Origin of the sequence: Citrobacter sp. RHBSTW-00671, assembly GCF_014103415.1 — a bacterium.
Classification (GTDB): domain Bacteria; phylum Pseudomonadota; class Gammaproteobacteria; order Enterobacterales; family Enterobacteriaceae; genus Citrobacter.
This window is the reverse complement of record NZ_JABXPR010000001.1, coordinates 616,235-634,097: the sequence shown is the minus strand read 5'-3', so window position 1 is coordinate 634,097 and position 17,863 is coordinate 616,235. Positions and strand designations below refer to the sequence as shown.

Below are 17,863 nucleotides of genomic sequence, written 5' to 3'. Positions count from 1 at the left end.
ATTAACATTGAATGCACGCTGCGCACTCAATCCCAGCTCAGGATCACTTTCCCGGACTGGCCTGAACGCATGGCATCAAAGCCCTGCTGAAACTCATCAATCGAGAATCGATGGGTGATGATCGGCGACAGATCAAGACCGGACTGGATCAGTGCCGCCATCTTGTACCAGGTTTCAAACATTTCGCGACCATAGATACCTTTAATAAACAGACCTTTAAAGATAACTTTCGTCCAGTCTATCGACATGTCTGATGGCGGGATCCCCAACATGGCAATACGGCCACCGTGGTTCATGGTGTCCAGCATGGTGCGGAACGCTGGCGGTGCACCAGACATTTCCAGACCCACATCGAACCCTTCGGTCATCCCCAGTTCGGCCATCACGTCGGTCAGGTTCTCTTTCGAGACGTTGACTGCGCGGGTAATACCCATTTTACGCGCCAGCTCCAGACGGTACTCATTAACATCGGTAATCACTACGTGGCGTGCACCAACGTGCTTCGCTACCGCAGCAGCCATAATGCCAATCGGACCCGCACCGGAAACCAGCACATCTTCGCCAACCAAATCAAACGACAGCGCCGTGTGTACCGCGTTACCGAATGGATCAAAGATGGAAGCTAAATCATCGGAGATATTGTCCGGGATTTTAAAGGCGTTAAACGCCGGGATCACCAGATATTGTGCAAAACAGCCTGGACGGTTTACGCCGACACCGGTCGTATTGCGGCACAGGTGAGTACGGCCACCGCGGCAGTTACGGCAATGTCCGCAGGTAATGTGGCCTTCACCAGAAACGCGATCGCCGATTTTGAAGCCTTTAACTTCCTGGCCGATGCCAACAACTTCACCGACATATTCATGCCCTACAACCATTGGAACCGGGATGGTTTTTTGCGACCATTCATCCCAGTTATAAATGTGAACGTCAGTCCCGCAGATGGCTGTTTTACGGATTTTAATCAGCAAATCGTTATGGCCGACTTCCGGTTCAGGAACGTCGGTCATCCAAATGCCTTCTTCCGCTTTCAGTTTGGATAACGCTTTCATTTCACATCCTCAGGCAATTACGCCCAGTTGTTTACCAATGCGTGTGAACGCGTCGACTGCACGCGTAATCTGCTCAGGGGTATGTGCCGCAGACATCTGGGTACGAATACGCGCCTGGCCTTTTGGAACCACTGGATAAAAGAATCCAGTAACGTAAATCCCCTCTTTTTGCAGTTCGCGGGCAAACGCCTGTGCAACAACCGCATCACCGAGCATTACCGGAATAATCGCGTGATCGGCCCCTGCCAGCGTGAAGCCTGCTGCGGACATTTGTTCACGGAATTGACGCGCATTCGCCCACAGACGGTCGCGCAGGTCGCTACCCGCCTCAACCATCTCCAGCACCTTAATGGAAGCGGCAACAATTGCCGGAGCCAGTGAGTTAGAGAACAGATACGGACGAGAACGTTGACGCAGCCACTCAACAACTTCTTTACGTGCCGCAGTGTAACCACCCGATGCGCCGCCGAGTGCTTTGCCCAGCGTGCCGGTGATGATGTCCACACGACCCATCACGTCGCAATACTCATGAGAGCCACGGCCGTTCTCACCCACAAAGCCTACCGCGTGAGAATCATCTACCATCACCAGCGCATCATATTTGTCTGCCAGATCGCATACACCTTTCAGGTTAGCGATAACGCCATCCATTGAGAACACGCCATCGGTGGCGATCAATACGTGGCGGGCACCTGCTTCACGCGCTTCTTTCAGACGCGCTTCCAGTTCCTGCATATCGTTGTTGGCGTAGCGGAAACGCTTCGCTTTGCACAGGCGCACACCATCGATAATAGAGGCGTGGTTCAGGGCGTCAGAGATAATGGCATCCTCTGCTCCCAGCAGCGTTTCGAACAGGCCGCCGTTGGCGTCAAAGCAAGAAGAGTAAAGAATGGCATCTTCCATACCCAGGAACGCAGCCAGTTTTTGCTCCAGTTGCTTATGGGTGTCCTGAGTGCCACAAATAAAGCGCACCGAGGCCATACCAAATCCGTGAGAATCCATACCCGCTTTTGCCGCTGCAATCAGTTCCGGGTGGTTAGCCAGCCCTAAGTAGTTGTTCGCACAAAAGTTAATAACATGGCTTCCGTCAGCCACGGTGATATCAGCCTGCTGAGCAGACGTAATAATGCGCTCTTCTTTAAACAACCCTTCCGCGCGTGCGGTTTCCAGATCGTTCGTTAACTGCTTATAAAAATTCCCACGCATTGCAATTCTCCAGACTGGGCAAATTTCAGCACATATTACCCAATGCTATTGGTTTGTACGAGATGACTCATCATGACTTGTCTAAAATGCAGCATAAATCACGTGTACCCACATAACCTTTCAGGAATGACAGACCTGGCATCACAACCTGACTTACGTTGTCGCGTCATCAATGACCTGAGACGCTGATGACGGTGCCAGAGTAAATCCTGCCATAGCAAAGGCCTTATTAACCTTAATGATATAGTTGTCTTCGTAGAATTCCTCAATCGCCTGCTGAATCTGCTCGCCGGCAGGCAACGCTTTGCCATCAACGATTTCCTGCAGCAAGGAAACAAATTTTTCTGGTTCATCAGTCGGGTATAAATTACCGTTTATCCCTTCTTTGATAATGTCTGCTGGCCCCGTTTCACAATCAGAGCTAATGGCATAAACACCGTGAGCGCTGGCTTCAACCAGAACCATAACGAAACCTTCAAAATGGGAAGTTAGCAGCAGGCAGGTGATATTTTTCAGCGTATTTTGAATATATTCCCACGGTGATTTCTGCCAACCATGCCAGTGAATGTTTTCGCTAATCCCCAACGTTTCAGCTAATGCCGTTAAGGTATCAACATCCGGGCCAGTGCCGACAATATCTAAGGACCACTTCCCTTTTAGTTTAGCCAACCCGTTGAAAAGACTACGTACATTTTTCTGTCCATCTGCTACAACCCTGCCTACATACACAAACCGGGCATGCTTCTCAGGGGTAGGGATACGGATATCGCATCGCGCAACGGGATTGTAAATCGTTGCAATAGTGCTTTTTTCTATTCCCATCTCAATGAGTTGCTGAGTTATCCCAGAGCTAATTGAAAGATGATAGTCAGCTTTATTAATGTACTTGATTTTTTTCTTGTAATTATTTTTGTAGAAGTTAAAAATAGAGAAGTGAAACCATGAAAATATTTTAACCTGCTTGCTTGTATATTTTCTTGCAACGTGACTGATATAACATGAAAGCGTATCCAGGGATATAATTACATCAGGACTTTCCTGATGTATAATTTTTCGCAAACCATAAGCAAAACTTAATCTTCTTAATTTAGTTATTTTTATATTAGAAGAAAGATGACAATAGCGCTGCCCCGTAAGCCAGCCAATATTGACATTGCTATTATTATTTTTCTTAAAGAAAACAAAGGAGACATCAATATCAGGGTCTTGCATCCGCAGCAGCTTCACCAGATTAATACATACTGTCTCCATACCGCCGAGGCCACTTGTTTCATAACCTGTAATAATTATCTTCTTAAGTTGCATATGTTATTTTCATTCCAACGACTATTGTCAGCCCCAACACAGTGCTTTACCTTGCTTATTGATTCGTTGATGGCTCCGAAAAAGCCGGCACCGCGCGCCTGAATACACATTCACTTGTAGTGGCATAGTGAATTTGGCCACCTGAATAGAGGTGATATCATCACCTCATAGTCAAAACAGGTGACATTATGACCGGACGTAACAGACGCAATTTTAGCCCCGAGTTTCGCCTCGAGGCTGCCCAGCTTGTACTCGATCAGCATTACACCGTTGCCGCCGCTGCCACTGCGATGAATGTCGGCAAATCCACGATGGATAAATGGGTTCGACAACTGAAAGAAGAGCGAGCGGGAAAATCACCCATAGCTTCACCCATGACACCTGAGCAGATTGAGATACGTGAGTTGAAGAAAAGACTTCAACGCGTTGAAATGGAACGGGATATATTAAAAAAGGCTACCGCGCTCTTGATGTCAGACTCCCTGAACAATTCTCATTAGTTGAGAAACTCAGGGCGCGGTTTCCTGTTGCCGTTGTGTGCAACGTGTTTGGGGTTCATCGCAGCAGTTATAAATACTGGCGGCAGCCCAGGAAGCCTGACGCCACGAGAGTGGCATTACTGAGCCTTGTGCGTGAAGTTTATCGCGAAAGTAACGGTTCAGCAGGAGCGCGAAGCATTGCCGCAATGGTCACCACCAAAGGTATAAAACTGAGCCGCTGGCGGGCAACAAAGCTGATGAAAGCGCTCAATATTATCAGCTGTCAGCAACCTGGCCATCGTTATAAGAAGGCGTCTAAGGAACACATTGAGATCCCTAATTATCTGGATCGCCAGTTTGCTGTTACCGAGCCTAATCAGGCCTGGTGTGGTGATGTGACTTATATCTGGACGGGAAAACGCTGGGCTTATCTGGCTGTTGTACTCGATTTGTTTTCCCGTAAACCGGTTGGCTGGGCGATGTCATTTTTCCCTGATTCCGCACTGACAGGTAAAGCCCTGTCGATGGCCTGGGAAGCACGGGGAAAACCGGCTAATTTACTGTATCACTCGGATCAAGGCAGTCACTATACCAGCAGGAATTTCAGACAGTTACTGTGGAGATATCAGATAAAGCAAAGCCTGAGTCGCCGGGGAAATTGCTGGGATAACAGCCCAATGGAACGGTTCTTCAGAAGCCTGAAAACAGAGTGGGTACCGGATAATGGCTACGCGAATTTTAGCCAAGCCAGCACGGCAATAACGAATTACATCACAGGATATTACAGCCAGCTCAGACCTCATCAATATAATGGTGGTTTGACGCCGAATGAATCAGAACGATTGTTCTGGAAAAACTCTAAAGCTGTGGCCAGTTTTTGTTGACCACTACAACTACGTGAATCATACACCACCAGGCCCTAACTATTTCAATTAAGAATGACTGAAGCAATAATCAGTACACAGGTCACACGCCACACGTCGTGACGTACTGCTGAAGCCGACGCCATGTAGTGATATGATTAGAGGTATTCGTGTCTGAGATTGTCTCTGACTCCATAATTCGAAGGTTACATATATGATCATCGTTACCGGCGGCGCGGGCTTTATCGGCAGCAACATCGTTAAGTCCCTGAATGACAAAGGCATCACCGATATTCTGGTGGTGGACAACCTAAAAGACGGCACCAAGTTTGTGAATCTGGTGGATCTGAATATTGCTGACTATATGGATAAGGAAGACTTCCTGATCCAGATTATGGCTGGAGAAGATTTCGGCGATATTGAGGCAATTTTCCACGAAGGCGCGTGTTCTTCCACGACCGAGTGGGATGGCAAGTATATGATGGACAACAACTATCAATACTCCAAAGAGCTGCTGCACTACTGTCTGGAGCGTGAAATTCCTTTCCTGTATGCCTCTTCTGCAGCAACGTACGGCGGTCGTACCTCTGACTTCATCGAATCTCGTGAATATGAGAAGCCGCTGAACGTCTATGGCTACTCAAAATTCCTGTTCGACGAATATGTACGCCAGATCCTGCCAGAAGCAAATTCTCAGATCGTTGGCTTCCGTTATTTCAACGTCTACGGGCCACGTGAAGGTCACAAAGGCAGCATGGCGAGCGTAGCTTTCCATCTCAATACTCAGCTCAACAACGGCGAAACACCCAAGCTGTTCGAAGGCAGTGAAAACTTCAAACGTGATTTCGTCTATGTCGGCGATGTTGCGGCAGTAAACCTGTGGTTCCTGGAAAACGGCGTTTCCGGCATCTTTAACCTCGGTACTGGTCGCGCAGAGTCTTTCCAGGCCGTCGCGGATGCCACGCTGGCATACCACAAAAAAGGCAGCATTGAGTACATTCCGTTCCCGGAAAAACTGAAGGGCCGCTATCAGGCATTTACTCAGGCGGATCTGACTAACCTGCGCGCTGCGGGCTATGACAAACCGTTCAAAACCGTTGCCGAAGGCGTGACGGAATATATGGCCTGGCTGAACCGCGACAACGCTACAAATTCACAAAATCATTCGAGCGGTATCAAGGCGGCAACTAAGTGAATCTCCGGGAGCTTACAAGAGTAAGTGACCGGAGTGAACGCAGGCAGCCAACGCAGAGACAGCTTGAAGGATGAAGTGAATGAAGATTTTGGTGGTAGGCCCGTCATGGGTGGGCGACATGATGATGTCGCAAAGTCTCTATCGCACGCTCAAGGCGCGCTATCCCCAGGCAATAATCGACGTGATGGCACCTGCATGGTGCCGTCCGTTATTATCGCGCATGCCTGAAGTCAACGATGCTATCGCCATGCCGCTTGGACACGGCGCACTGGAGATTGGCGAGCGCCGCAAACTGGGCCACAGTTTGCGTGATAAACGCTACGATCGCGCGTACGTCCTGCCGAACTCATTTAAATCCGCACTGGTACCCTTCTTCGCGGGTATTCCTCATCGTACCGGCTGGCGTGGCGAGATGCGCTATGGTCTGCTGAACGACGCACGTGTACTGGATAAGGAAGCCTGGCCGCTGATGGTCGAGCGCTATGTCGCGTTAGCGTACGATAAAGGCGTGATGCTCACAGCCAAAGATTTACCACAGCCGCTGCTGTGGCCGCAATTGCAGGTCAGTGAAGGCGAAAAATCACTTACCTGTAGCCAATTTTCCCTCTCGGCTGAACGTCCAATCATCGGCTTCTGCCCTGGTGCAGAATTTGGTCCAGCGAAACGTTGGCCACATTACCACTATGCTGAACTGGCAAAGCAGTTGATCGACGAAGGTCATCAGATTGTCCTGTTTGGCTCGGCTAAGGATCATGAAGCTGGCAATGAGATTCTGGCTGCACTGAGCGTTGAACAGCAGGCATGGTGTCGGAACCTGGCTGGTGAAACGCAGTTGGAGCAGGCCGTTATTCTTCTCGCCGCCTGTAAAGCCGTGGTCACCAATGACTCCGGTTTGATGCACGTGGCTGCCGCACTAAATCGTCCGCTGGTCGCTCTGTATGGCCCCAGCAGCCCGGATTTCACTCCACCACTCTCCCACAAAGCTCGCGTGATTCGCCTGATTACGGGGTATCACAAGGTGCGTAAGGGGGATGCTGCACAAGGGTATCACCAGAGCCTGATTGACATCACGCCTCAGCGCGTACTGGAAGAACTGAATAACCTGTTGTTACAAGAGGAAGTCTGACGGATGCGGGTTCTGATCGTTAAAACATCGTCCATGGGCGATGTGCTGCATACGTTGCCCGCACTAACAGATGCGCAGCAGGCCATTGCGGATATTCAGTTTGATTGGGTAGTGGAAGAAGGGTTTGCTCAAATCCCCTCCTGGCATCCGGCCGTTGACCGTGTGATCCCGGTGGCGATTCGCCGCTGGCGTAAAGCCTGGTTTTCCGCCCCCATTAAAGCGGAGCGCAAAGCTTTTCGCGATGCGGTGCGTTTACAGAACTATGACGTGGTTATCGATGCGCAGGGGCTGGTAAAAAGCGCCGCGCTGGTCACACGTCTGGCGCATGGCATTAAGCATGGTATGGACTGGAGTACTGCGCGCGAACCGCTGGCGAGTCTGTTTTATAACCGTAAGCATCATATCGCCAAACAACAGCATGCTGTTGAACGTACTCGTGAGCTGTTCGCGAAAAGTCTGGGGTATGCCAAACCCCAGTCGCAGGGTGATTACGCGATTGCACAGCATTTTCTGAATGAACGCAATGCCGATGCAGGGCAGTATGCCGTCTTCCTGCACGCCACTACTCGTGATGACAAGCACTGGCCGGAAGCGAAGTGGCGGGAGCTCATTGGCTTATTCAATCACGCAGGAATACGTATTAAGCTCCCCTGGGGTGCTCCGCATGAAGAAGCGCGAGCCAGACGACTGGCAGAAGGATTTGATTACGTAGACGTTTTACCGCGCATGAGTCTTGGGGATGTCGCCCGGATATTAGCCGGCGCTAAGTTTGTGGTATCCGTTGATACCGGATTAAGCCACTTGACCGCCGCGCTGGATCGGCCGAATGTTACGCTATATGGCCCTACGGACCCGGGGTTGATTGGGGGATACGGGAAGAATCAGGTCACATGTCGTGCCCCGGAAGGAAAGCTTGCTTTGCTTGAACCCACTCAGGTTTATTCTCACATAGCGCTGCTGTAATTATTCAGGTTTCGCAGATATGTTAAATTCGTTCTTATACAATCGCTTTGCTATTTAACATATCTGCAGCTGACTAAAACTATGCACTATATCGTATTTCATCCACGATTAAGCATTGTTGCATTCATCTACTTCCACCAACATAAACCAAGAATAATTCGTCGGGCATGCCAGTATGAGGAGGAAATTTTACGTCTGAAAAGTGATTTTTGCTTCTTCTTGTGACTCTTTATCTCTTTACGTTCTTTCTCTAACCAGCTCCCGGACAACTCTTCAGGGTGATGGACAAAGTTTGCCAGGTATATATCAGAAAAATACCCCTGGCGCATCAGATATGCCCATTCGTCTATGATGAAGAAGTTATTTTCAAAACGGGAAACAAGTTTTTGAGCTGTTACAGAATTCATTAAATAACCGCAGGCTCGCAAAACATATCCATGACCAAATATGACTTTGCCGAAGGTCTGTCCACCAATTTTCTTGAGTTTAAGCAAATTTAAGACAACTTTATTCTTATACCTTAAACCATCCTGCCCACCAAGTAGGTATAACGCGTCTTTATTGAGAACACTTTCATCGACAGTCGATATAAATTCCTTAAAATCCTGATCGATAATTGCGTCATCTTCAAGAATACAAACCCAATCTTGCCCACTCTGCCCAAACTGTTTAAATGCCTTCATATGGCTTAGTGAGCAACCCAGTTCACCATCAGTAGGCGTATGGTTTTCCCTGTGCTGAAAGTCAGTTAACGGTATCTTGCGCTTTTCTTCGGCAGACAAATTTTTCCCATAGATAGCATCAACAAACGAATACTCGATATTTAATTCATTCATTATATCTGATACGCGTTTTCGTCGGGCATCGTCAAAAGGAAGCGAAATGACCAGCACGTGCATGAGTTCAAACCCTCTAATATAATTAAGCCAGCACAGTCATCATGAAATAAAGGTTAACAATTACTGGCCAGCTGAATAAACTTAACTAACTATTCTATGTAGCTATACAAAGTCTATTATTTCATATTTATAGTTTATTTTTTGATGTATGATTAATAATCTTATCAGTTTTTCTTGCATAAGTTGCAAAGAGATCAGACTCATCACGAATAATTTGATTAATGTCTTTTTTAAAGTATATCTTCAGAAATCTGAAGTAGTCTCTTTGCGTTAACCCAATGTTTAACGAGGAGAAGTACAAACCAATCAGATCTTTATTGCGCCAACGAATAGGAACCGCATTTCTTATCTGAGCTCGGTGCAGATCAATAACCGACAGTTTGAACGTATTATCCTCAAAATTGGCCGGTTGATGCAATAAGAAGTGACAGAGATAGCAATCACGGTGATTAACGCCTCCCTGATGCATCCTTCTGACCATAATGGCAAGACGCTCAATTAATGCCATTTTAATTTTTCGCGCAGGTGGATTCACCAACCAATCTGCGCAATAGTCTTCCAGGCTAACCGCCGGACTCAGATCTTCAGTTATAATAAATGAGATACGGTTGAGCGGATTTATACCTTGTTGCCCGAAACCAACACCGTGCATTGTATCAACGTCCAGTTCCTGCAAACGGTGTATAGCATTCCATTCTCTATCAGCTCCGAGTACCGGCAAACGTAAAGAGAATAAGTTTTTGATAACTTCCTTCAGTTTAGTTCCCTGGTGCCATTTCAGGAAATAGCTTTTACCTGCAATCTCAAACCTAATCGTTCTACGCGTTTCGAGCTGCCTAAATGTTTCTCCCTGCAGCTTCTGCACTTCAGAAAAAGCATCTTTCCCTTTCCACAAGGATAAAAATGGTTCTTTTAACTCAACCATGGGCACCACCTATAATAATATCAGCTGCTTTCTCAGGTAGACTATAAAGGTCTTGAGTATCAGCAAAGTGTTGTGCATTCTCTTTCCATGCTTTTCTCTGCCCTGAGTCAGTTAAAGATAAATAAACAGCTTCATTTAATAATTTTTGTTCAAACGGTTCATCAATAACAATCCCGCACTCAGCATCTCTAACATAATGAGCATATCCGCATACTGCCGTTGTTATGACAGGTAAACCTGCTGCAATTGCTTCAACCAGCACGATCCCTGCGGCTTCCTGGTATGCCGGATGAATCAATAGATCGGCTGCTGCCATTAACTCTGAGACATCATTACGGCCAGGGAAGAACTTGATATTGTCAGCAACATCATACTCTGTTGCCAGCTTTATATAGCGATCAGGCTTATCCTGACCCACAACAAAAAGAATCGTTTGTTTACGGACAGCTTCCGGTAAGGAAGCGATCGCCTTGATAGTTCTGTCGACACCCTTACGGGTAAAATCAGAACCGATTTGTATAATTAAATACTGGGAATCACTGATATCATTTTCTTTCCTGAAGCTAGCTCTACAATTTGTTGGCTGAGAGCTGTATTTTCTGTCAGGATAAATCCCCGGCGGAAGGATATGAAAACGCGCGGGCTCAGTATGATAGTGCTTCTGAAAATCCGCAATTTGCTTATCGGTTAGCATTAACAGCTGTGTTGATTTTCCCTCAGCAAATGTAGCTTTTTCAAAGGCGGCATAATGCCGGTATCGCGGTGTCAGACGATAGAGCAAACCTTTTTCTTGCGCGACTTTTTCTGCGTAGCAGACATCAGCAGCATAATAAACATCTAACCCAGGCATTTTATTGAACCCAACGATCCGGTCTGCTGGATTACACTCAAGATGTTTACTTACCCACCGATGATACTCAGCATTTTTCCCGTTGTTGGAGCATGACCTCACAGGAACAATGATGATCTCCAGGCTGTCTGGAATATTTCCTTGCCATGATTGTGTGTAAACCCGAACATGATGTCCACGTGATGCGACTGTCGACGCTATACGCAAAAAATCACGCTGTAACCCACCAAAAGGGAAATATTTATACAAACAGAAAGCAATAACCATTTTATATATCCGGATGCTTTATTAATCGAGTTTAGGTAACCGTAACGCTATGGCTGCAATCACGTCTTCCGCAGGTATAGCTGATAAATATTTCTTACTTCGATCAAGTTTTTCACGCACAGGCATTGGTTGGTAATCACCAGCCCAAAATTGAACCACATCATCAGACCATGGTCGCCAGGCGATATGATCGGTGGCGCCGAAAAGACAAATGATGGGGGTTTTAACAGCTGCGGCAATATGCATCGGGGCAGAGTCGACACCAATAAAAAGCACAGCATGATCAATTAATGCAGCAAGCTCAGGGAATGTTGTCTTCCCGGCAATTTCAGTTAACGGCTTGGTTTCACATGCCCTGGCAATCTCATCGACGCAGGCAATATCGCTGGCACCGGGTCCAGAAGTCAGTACAACCTGATACCCCAAATGATGTATCGCATCAATCACCAGGGAGAATCTATCATTCTCCCACGACTTGAATTCTTGTCTCGCCGTAGGCTGTATAACAACATACTTCTGGGTATCAACTTGAGGAAGTTTTTTCCGAACAGATTGCCAGACTTGCTCACCATAAACCATTTTCAGTACCGGGACTGATTCTTTTAGATTTAATGGCGTCAGCACAGACAAATTACGTTCAACCCAATGATCGCCACTTAGAGGAACGTGATGAGTAAAACTGTCGCGCCAGAATTTCTTATTTCTGTGCGAGAAATCATGTGTCAACTTTATTGGGCAATCCAAACAACGACACAGTAAAGCAACTATCCACTGATCGGTAAGGTTGACCACTAAATCATAATGATTACCACGTAGTACCTTGATCAGCGCTAAGAAATTTTTTGCTTTCTCAAAAGCAGAGCTCTTTTTATTTTTTATCCCATATAAAGCATGGATATCGGGATTTTCAGATAAAATAGGAATGGTATCTTCGTAGAGTAAAACATCAATATCAGCATCAGGATAATTTTTTTTAAGCGTGCTGATGACCGGTGTGGTTAGCAACATATCGCCGTGAAAGCGCATTTTTATTACCAGGATCTTTTTCACACTCTACCCTTTCAGGTTATTGTTAATTTTCAAATCACGCTACCGCCCCAGGCTCAACAGCTACCTGTGTACTGCAGATCACACCATCTTATTTTATCGCTTATATTATACCACTAATCACTTGACAATTCGATATCTATAGAAATTTTCTATGTGAATTAGAAAAAAATGAATATTTACAATATATGAGACTATCTATCATATTATGAATAATTGAGCCTATATTCTCAACTACGTCACATAGGCTCATCTTAATTTTAATTCGTTATTTTTCCTGACTCATTTTTGTCATACAACATCAGGATAGCTACGCTGTATAATAAAAAGACATTTATGAACATCTTTTCAAATAAACAATATACCAGAATATAGCCAACAAGAGAGCACAGTAATGAAATGCTAAAAATATCCTTTTGGCTTCTGGCTCGGATATATATATCTTTAAATGTAATGAAAAAGGCCGCAGTAAATAAGAAGAGACCAATTACCCCAACATTATAAAGAATTATAATAAAGAATGGTTCATCTATATTATAGCCATTGTTCCGCTCAGAATATACCCCGCCATTTTTCGGCGCATTATGGTCCTCTAAATACTGATTGTATGTAGAATTTCCATATCCAATACCAAAGACGGCATTGTTGATATTTTCCATTACTAATGGGAAACGGTCTAAGATAATTTCATCACGACTGGATGTGACGTTATTCATTTGCAGCGTTTGATCGACTTTCATTTTTACCTGACCCACTGTGTTGTAGGCCCCGATAAGCAAAACAACCATTATAACTAGCAAGCCACAGGCGGCAGCCATAAATCTCTTGATGGTTTTACCCACCAGAAATGAAATCAGGAAAATCTCAACAACAACTGCTAAGATCCCTGCCCGGCTCCCGGTGTATGATAAAAAGACAAATGCAAGCGCAGAGATGATATATAATACTGTTTTCAGGAAGTGATTCTTGAATAAGATCGCCCCTGTTAATACAAACGGAAATAGCATAACAACATAGAAAGCGAAACCATAGCGAAGCTGTAGATACAGTTCCTGCGGGTTATTTTTTATAATTCTTAAAATTGGCACCACTAAGACAATATAGGATAGAGTAAGTATCGCACCAATGACAAAAAACTGTCTCAGTGAGGTGATATGTTTACTGAATGCGCCAAAAAACAACATCATCACTAACGGGTAACGCCAGTCTTTTATCAATATGATAAAAGCATCAAGAGACTTATCTTCATAGGTGAAAAATACTATACAGAAAACACACCATAACGTGAAGAGTAACAATAATTTTCTCTTCTGCATGAGATCGAGCACAATGTTTTTAATATCTATTTTATTGGCTTTAATATAGTAAATAGATAAAACTACAGCGAGCACAGAGGTCATATTTAGCACCCCTTGATTATCTATCGTAAATAACCCAAAAATCATTAAAATCAATACAACTTTGCTTAAAATCAAGATATTACCATTTTGACTGTATCTTACTTGATTCATAAAATTCAAATCTCACTTCTTCAAATTGCCTTGTTAATCAACGACAAACACTCGCTCGCACGATTTATGGGGCATATCTTATTATATAACATCGTAAAAATCCCCCATTAATTTTAGTCTCTTCCTCTCACCGTGTACCTTCATTCTGGTCACAAAAAGATTTTCACATAACATAATGATTAATAAAAGAAATTTAGCCTCCAAGTATCTCTTTCCTTCCTTTACAGTTTGTTCTATTCTATGCCGACAGGAGAGCCATTTTGTCTTACATAAACACGCGTGCACTCTGAAAGAATCAAAAGGAAAAAGATGTGAAAGAAAATATAATAAAATATATTAAGAATGCACATATTGAAAATGACGATAAAAAAAGTACATGTGTCAATATTACCTATGGCGCTGACAGACCCTTTCTTTACGGTACGGGCGTTTCAATAACATCGGTACTTTTAAATAATCGTGATCTGAACTTCCATTTCCATATTTTCACTAATTATCTTGATGAACATCAACTTCGTCTTTTTTCTGTCCTGGCAAGTCAATACAATACCCGCATTACGTTTTATGTACTGGATGATAATGAATTAAAAAATCTACCTACTGCATCTAAGGCATGGAATTACTCAATCTATTTCCGACTTATTGCAATCGATTACTTTGCCGATAAACTCAGCAGCATTATATATCTAGACTCTGATATTATATGTAAAGGAAGCCTTGCCTCGTTACTCACGGAAGAATTTAATGGCAATGTATTAATGGCTGTTCATGATAGCTTTGTCGATACATCTGCTGTTGCCGGTATCAATCCAGGCCTGTACTTCAACTCAGGCTTTATGTATTTTAATCTTCCAGAATTAAAAGATACTAATTTGACTCTACAGGTCATTTCAAAGGTCAATGAAAACCGTTTCTCACATCCCGATCAGGATGCGTTGAATGTTCTCTTTAATGATCGCGTAAAAATTTTGGACCATAAATTCAATTCATTCTTTAACATCGATACGTTAGCCAAGAAAGGGGGGGATGCCTTTAAAATCACATCACAAACGGTATTCATTCATTATGTCGGCGTCACTAAACCCTGGCATGACTGGGCGCAATATTATGCTGAAGTAGAATACTTCAAAATAGCCAGAGCGAATTCACCGTGGAAAGATATTCCTTTATTGGCACCCACTACGTATAAACAGCTATCGCGAAAAAGCACACATTTAAAACACAATGGCCAACTCCTCGGTGCTTTTATTTTCTATGTTAAGTATTTAGTTAACAAGTACCAAACACAGAAAAAACGCTAATGCATTGATATTATTGTATTTTCAGGAATGGTTATGTTTCTGGCATATTCTATAAAGTGTTCGGTTTTTATGACCATAACCATTCCGTTTTTAGCCTTCCACTGCAGAGATTACCAAGCGGGACAACACAACTCAGGCCCCCTTTCTCGTGATCCGTACAGTTTCCTCAAAAAATCAGCAAAAATGATGGTAAAGCCATAGTTAAATACATAGAATCCCCAGCACATCCATAAGCCAGCTACTATTATGCTAGAATTGCTTTACACCGCTCTTTTCTACCTTATTCAGCCTTTGATCTGGATACGGCTTTGGGTGCGCGGACGTAAAGCTCCGGCGTACCGTAAACGCTGGGGTGAACGCTACGGTTTTTATCGCCGCCCACTGAAACCAGGCGGCATCATGCTCCATTCAGTTTCCGTGGGTGAAACGCTGGCAGCAATCCCATTAGTCCGCGCTCTGCGACATCGTTACCCGGATTTGCCGATCACGGTAACAACCATGACGCCAACCGGTTCTGAGCGCGTGCAATCTGCTTTTGGCACAGACGTTCAACATATCTATCTTCCCTATGATTTACCGGATGCACTGAACCGTTTCCTGAATAAAGTTGACCCCAAACTGGTGCTAATTATGGAAACCGAGCTCTGGCCAAATCTGATCGCCGCTCTGCATAAGCGCCATATTCCGCTGGTCATCGCCAACGCACGCCTTTCCGCTCGTTCAGCCGCTGGCTACGCTAAATTAGGGAAATTTGTTAGCAGGCTATTACGCCGCATTACGCTGATTGCTGCACAAAACGAAGAAGATGGCGCTCGCTTCATTACATTGGGAGCCAGAAGCAATCAGGTCACCGTCACCGGTAGCCTGAAGTTTGATATTTCCGTCACCCCACAGCTGGCCGCTAAAGCGGTTACGTTACGACGCCAGTGGGCACCTCATCGCCCGGTATGGATTGCGACCAGTACGCATGACGGGGAAGAAAGCATCATCATCGCAGCTCATCAGGCGCTGTTACACCAGTTCCCGAATCTTTTATTGATTCTGGTACCCAGACACCCTGAGCGCTTCCCGGATGCCATTAACCTCGTGCGCCAGGCTGGTCTAAGCTTTACCACACGCTCTTCTGGCGAAGTTCCGTCCTCAAGTACCCAGGTGGTTATTGGCGACACGATGGGTGAGTTGATGCTGCTGTACGGCATTGCCGATCTTGCTTTTGTCGGCGGCTCTCTGGTTGAGCGTGGTGGGCACAACCCACTGGAAGCAGCGGCACATGCCATTCCTGTATTGATGGGCCCACATACCTTTAACTTCAAAGACATTTGCGCCCGACTGGAACAGGCAAGTGGGTTGATTACCGTCACCGACGTCACCACGCTGGTGAAAGAGATTTCGTCCCTACTGACCGATGAAGATTATCGTAATTTTTATGGTCGCCATGCTGTTGAAGTACTGTATCAAAATCAGGGCGCGCTACAGCGTCTGCTGCAGCTGCTGGAACCTTACCTGCCACCCAAAACGCATTGAGGGCTGTCATGCAAAAACGGGCGATTTATCCAGGAACCTTCGATCCCATAACTAACGGCCATCTTGATATCGTGACACGTGCGACAAGCATGTTTGATCACGTGATCCTGGCAATTGCCGCAAGCCCCAGTAAAAAACCGATGTTCACGCTGGAAGAACGCGTTCAACTGGCACAGCAGGCAACGGCGCATCTGGGTAATGTAGACGTCATGGGATTTAGCGATTTAATGGCAAACTTTGCCCGCGATAATCAGGCTAATATTCTGATTCGTGGCCTGCGCGCGGTAGCAGATTTTGAGTATGAAATGCAGCTGGCGCACATGAACCGCCACCTAATGCCGCAATTGGAAAGCGTCTTTCTGATGCCTTCTAAAGAGTGGTCGTTTATTTCATCATCGCTGGTTAAAGAAGTCGCCCGCCACCAGGGTGACGTGACCCACTTCCTGCCCAAGAATGTTCATCAGGCGCTAATGGATAAGCTGAAGTAGCGCATTTAGCCGGGTAAGCCGACAAGGTTTATCCGGCCTGCAATGAATGTTATTTCTGACAGCGACGGCAGTAGAACGTCGTTCGCTGAGCGTGCTTAGTCGCAACAATTGGCGCTCCGCATACGCGGCAAGGCTCACCTTCACGTCCATAAACCTGTAATTCCTGAGCAAAATAGCCTGGCTTACCGTCACTTTGCAGAAAATCTTTCAGCGTCGTTCCACCCTGCTCGATAGAGCGCAGCAATACAGCCTTAATCACGCGCACCAGCAGCTCACACTCATCTTTCGACAGCGATGATGCCAGGCGGTCAGGGTGAATACCAGCCGCAAAGAGAGACTCACTGGCGTAGATATTTCCCACCCCCACCACCAGCTTGTTATCCATCAGCCAGGGTTTTATCGCCATTTTCTTCTTTGCGCATTTCTGCTGGAGATAAACGGCGTTGAAATCGTCGCTCAGCGGCTCTGGGCCAAGATGAGCGAGGACATTATGTCCATCCAGTTCTTTCGTCCACAGCCAGGCGCCAAAACGTCGAGGATCGGTATACCGTAGGACTTTGCCATTACTCATCACTAAGTCGACGTGATCATGCTTTTCTGCGGGAAGTTCTTCAGGAAGAATACGCAGACTACCCGACATCCCCAGATGAATGATAATCCAGCCATCCGCCAGTTCCAGCAGCAGGTATTTCGCGCGGCGCTGTACGCTCAGTACAGGTTTATCGCTCAGGCGATAGATTTCCTCAGATACCGGCCAGCGCAAACGACCATTACGCACAGTGGCGTGTAGAATCGTCGCCCCTACCAGATGCGGCTCAATACCACGGCGACTGGTTTCGACTTCAGGTAATTCAGGCATAGC

At 45.8% G+C, this 17,863-nt stretch carries 16 protein-coding genes; 7 read left to right on the top strand and 9 right to left on the bottom strand.

Annotation, left to right across the window (positions count from 1 at the left end; translation table 11 throughout):
- Positions 1 to 26 precede the first annotated feature (26 nt).
- The 3 genes from tdh to HV261_RS03025 all read right to left on the bottom strand — a co-directional run bounded on the left by tdh (position 27) and on the right by HV261_RS03025 (position 3,563).
- The gene (tdh, locus tag HV261_RS03035; RefSeq protein WP_005120462.1) at positions 27 to 1,052 is read right to left on the bottom strand and encodes an L-threonine 3-dehydrogenase, zinc-binding type; all 1,026 of its coding nucleotides are present in this window, start codon (positions 1,050 to 1,052) and stop codon (positions 27 to 29) included.
- 9 nt (positions 1,053 to 1,061) lie between these two features.
- Positions 1,062 to 2,258: a glycine C-acetyltransferase gene (gene kbl, locus HV261_RS03030; protein ID WP_061066827.1), complete on the bottom strand. Its 1,197-nt coding sequence runs from the start codon at positions 2,256 to 2,258 to the stop codon at positions 1,062 to 1,064.
- A 153-nt stretch (positions 2,259 to 2,411) separates the two neighbouring features.
- Positions 2,412 to 3,563, bottom strand: coding sequence for a glycosyltransferase (locus HV261_RS03025; RefSeq protein WP_202037410.1), 1,152 nt, complete (start codon positions 3,561 to 3,563; stop codon positions 2,412 to 2,414).
- A gap of 188 nt (positions 3,564 to 3,751) precedes the next feature.
- On the opposite strand from HV261_RS03025, the gene HV261_RS03020 reads away from it, so the two are divergent.
- The 4 genes from HV261_RS03020 (at position 3,752) to rfaC (ending at position 8,189) form a co-directional block, all read left to right on the top strand.
- Positions 3,752 to 4,926 (top strand): IS3 family transposase gene (locus HV261_RS03020; protein WP_137399272.1). Its coding sequence is split into 2 segments (ribosomal slippage): positions 3,752 to 4,010 and positions 4,010 to 4,926, totalling 1,176 coding nucleotides; the frame shifts between segments, so codons are not numbered across the junction.
- A 193-nt stretch (positions 4,927 to 5,119) separates the two neighbouring features.
- Complete coding sequence (gene rfaD, locus HV261_RS03015; protein WP_048227317.1) at positions 5,120 to 6,100, top strand: ADP-glyceromanno-heptose 6-epimerase; 981 nt, start codon at positions 5,120 to 5,122, stop codon at positions 6,098 to 6,100.
- 79 nt (positions 6,101 to 6,179) lie between these two features.
- Complete coding sequence (gene rfaF, locus HV261_RS03010) at positions 6,180 to 7,226, top strand: ADP-heptose--LPS heptosyltransferase RfaF (protein WP_202037409.1); 1,047 nt, start codon at positions 6,180 to 6,182, stop codon at positions 7,224 to 7,226.
- Positions 7,227 to 7,229: 3 nt separating this feature from the next.
- A complete protein-coding gene (gene rfaC, locus HV261_RS03005) occupies positions 7,230 to 8,189 on the top strand; it encodes a lipopolysaccharide heptosyltransferase RfaC (protein ID WP_202037408.1) in 960 nt (319 codons plus the stop codon).
- A gap of 128 nt (positions 8,190 to 8,317) precedes the next feature.
- Here rfaC and HV261_RS03000 read toward each other — a convergent pair whose 3' ends face one another.
- The 5 genes from HV261_RS03000 to HV261_RS02980 form a co-directional block, all read right to left on the bottom strand.
- Positions 8,318 to 9,088 (bottom strand): glycosyltransferase family 25 protein, encoded by a 771-nt coding sequence (locus tag HV261_RS03000; protein ID WP_202037407.1) that lies wholly within the window; start codon positions 9,086 to 9,088, stop codon positions 8,318 to 8,320.
- A 127-nt stretch (positions 9,089 to 9,215) separates the two neighbouring features.
- The gene (rfaP, locus tag HV261_RS02995) at positions 9,216 to 10,013 is read right to left on the bottom strand and encodes a lipopolysaccharide core heptose(I) kinase RfaP (RefSeq protein WP_202037406.1); all 798 of its coding nucleotides are present in this window, start codon (positions 10,011 to 10,013) and stop codon (positions 9,216 to 9,218) included.
- Positions 10,006 to 11,130, bottom strand: coding sequence for a glycosyltransferase family 4 protein (locus tag HV261_RS02990; RefSeq protein ID WP_202037405.1), 1,125 nt, complete (start codon positions 11,128 to 11,130; stop codon positions 10,006 to 10,008). Before HV261_RS02990 ends, rfaP begins: the two co-directional genes overlap by 8 nt.
- 21 nt (positions 11,131 to 11,151) lie before the next feature.
- Positions 11,152 to 12,156 (bottom strand): lipopolysaccharide core heptosyltransferase RfaQ, encoded by a 1,005-nt coding sequence (gene rfaQ, locus HV261_RS02985; RefSeq protein WP_411961642.1) that lies wholly within the window; start codon positions 12,154 to 12,156, stop codon positions 11,152 to 11,154.
- 281 nt (positions 12,157 to 12,437) lie between these two features.
- Positions 12,438 to 13,688: an O-antigen ligase family protein gene (locus HV261_RS02980; RefSeq protein WP_202037403.1), complete on the bottom strand. Its 1,251-nt coding sequence runs from the start codon at positions 13,686 to 13,688 to the stop codon at positions 12,438 to 12,440.
- A gap of 311 nt (positions 13,689 to 13,999) precedes the next feature.
- Here HV261_RS02980 and HV261_RS02975 point away from each other — a divergent pair, with 311 nt between their 5' ends.
- The 3 genes from HV261_RS02975 (at position 14,000) to coaD (ending at position 17,001) form a co-directional block, all read left to right on the top strand.
- Positions 14,000 to 14,989, top strand: a complete 990-nt coding sequence (locus HV261_RS02975; protein ID WP_202037402.1) for a glycosyltransferase — start codon at positions 14,000 to 14,002, stop codon at positions 14,987 to 14,989.
- A gap of 246 nt (positions 14,990 to 15,235) precedes the next feature.
- The gene (gene waaA / locus HV261_RS02970) at positions 15,236 to 16,513 is read left to right on the top strand and encodes a lipid IV(A) 3-deoxy-D-manno-octulosonic acid transferase (RefSeq protein WP_202037401.1); all 1,278 of its coding nucleotides are present in this window, start codon (positions 15,236 to 15,238) and stop codon (positions 16,511 to 16,513) included.
- An 8-nt stretch (positions 16,514 to 16,521) separates the two neighbouring features.
- A complete protein-coding gene (gene coaD / locus HV261_RS02965; protein ID WP_005122615.1) occupies positions 16,522 to 17,001 on the top strand; it encodes a pantetheine-phosphate adenylyltransferase in 480 nt (159 codons plus the stop codon).
- A 49-nt stretch (positions 17,002 to 17,050) separates the two neighbouring features.
- Here coaD and mutM read toward each other — a convergent pair whose 3' ends face one another.
- Positions 17,051 to 17,860: a bifunctional DNA-formamidopyrimidine glycosylase/DNA-(apurinic or apyrimidinic site) lyase gene (mutM, locus tag HV261_RS02960; RefSeq protein ID WP_202037400.1), complete on the bottom strand. Its 810-nt coding sequence runs from the start codon at positions 17,858 to 17,860 to the stop codon at positions 17,051 to 17,053.
- Positions 17,861 to 17,863 lie beyond the last annotated feature (3 nt).

Coding starts and splice junctions, on each gene's coding strand:
- tdh (WP_005120462.1), bottom strand. CDS start 1,052: ATGAAAGCGTTATCCAAACTGAAAGCGGAAGAAGGCATTTGGATGACC.
- kbl (WP_061066827.1), bottom strand. CDS start 2,258: ATGCGTGGGAATTTTTATAAGCAGTTAACGAACGATCTGGAAACCGCA.
- HV261_RS03025 (WP_202037410.1), bottom strand. CDS start 3,563: ATGCAACTTAAGAAGATAATTATTACAGGTTATGAAACAAGTGGCCTC.
- rfaD (WP_048227317.1), top strand. CDS start 5,120: ATGATCATCGTTACCGGCGGCGCGGGCTTTATCGGCAGCAACATCGTT.
- rfaF (WP_202037409.1), top strand. CDS start 6,180: ATGAAGATTTTGGTGGTAGGCCCGTCATGGGTGGGCGACATGATGATG.
- rfaC (WP_202037408.1), top strand. CDS start 7,230: ATGCGGGTTCTGATCGTTAAAACATCGTCCATGGGCGATGTGCTGCAT.
- HV261_RS03000 (WP_202037407.1), bottom strand. CDS start 9,088: ATGCACGTGCTGGTCATTTCGCTTCCTTTTGACGATGCCCGACGAAAA.
- rfaP (WP_202037406.1), bottom strand. CDS start 10,013: ATGGTTGAGTTAAAAGAACCATTTTTATCCTTGTGGAAAGGGAAAGAT.
- HV261_RS02990 (WP_202037405.1), bottom strand. CDS start 11,130: ATGGTTATTGCTTTCTGTTTGTATAAATATTTCCCTTTTGGTGGGTTA.
- rfaQ (WP_411961642.1), bottom strand. CDS start 12,156: ATGCGCTTTCACGGCGATATGTTGCTAACCACACCGGTCATCAGCACG.
- HV261_RS02980 (WP_202037403.1), bottom strand. CDS start 13,688: ATGAATCAAGTAAGATACAGTCAAAATGGTAATATCTTGATTTTAAGC.
- waaA (WP_202037401.1), top strand. CDS start 15,236: ATGCTAGAATTGCTTTACACCGCTCTTTTCTACCTTATTCAGCCTTTG.
- coaD (WP_005122615.1), top strand. CDS start 16,522: ATGCAAAAACGGGCGATTTATCCAGGAACCTTCGATCCCATAACTAAC.
- mutM (WP_202037400.1), bottom strand. CDS start 17,860: ATGCCTGAATTACCTGAAGTCGAAACCAGTCGCCGTGGTATTGAGCCG.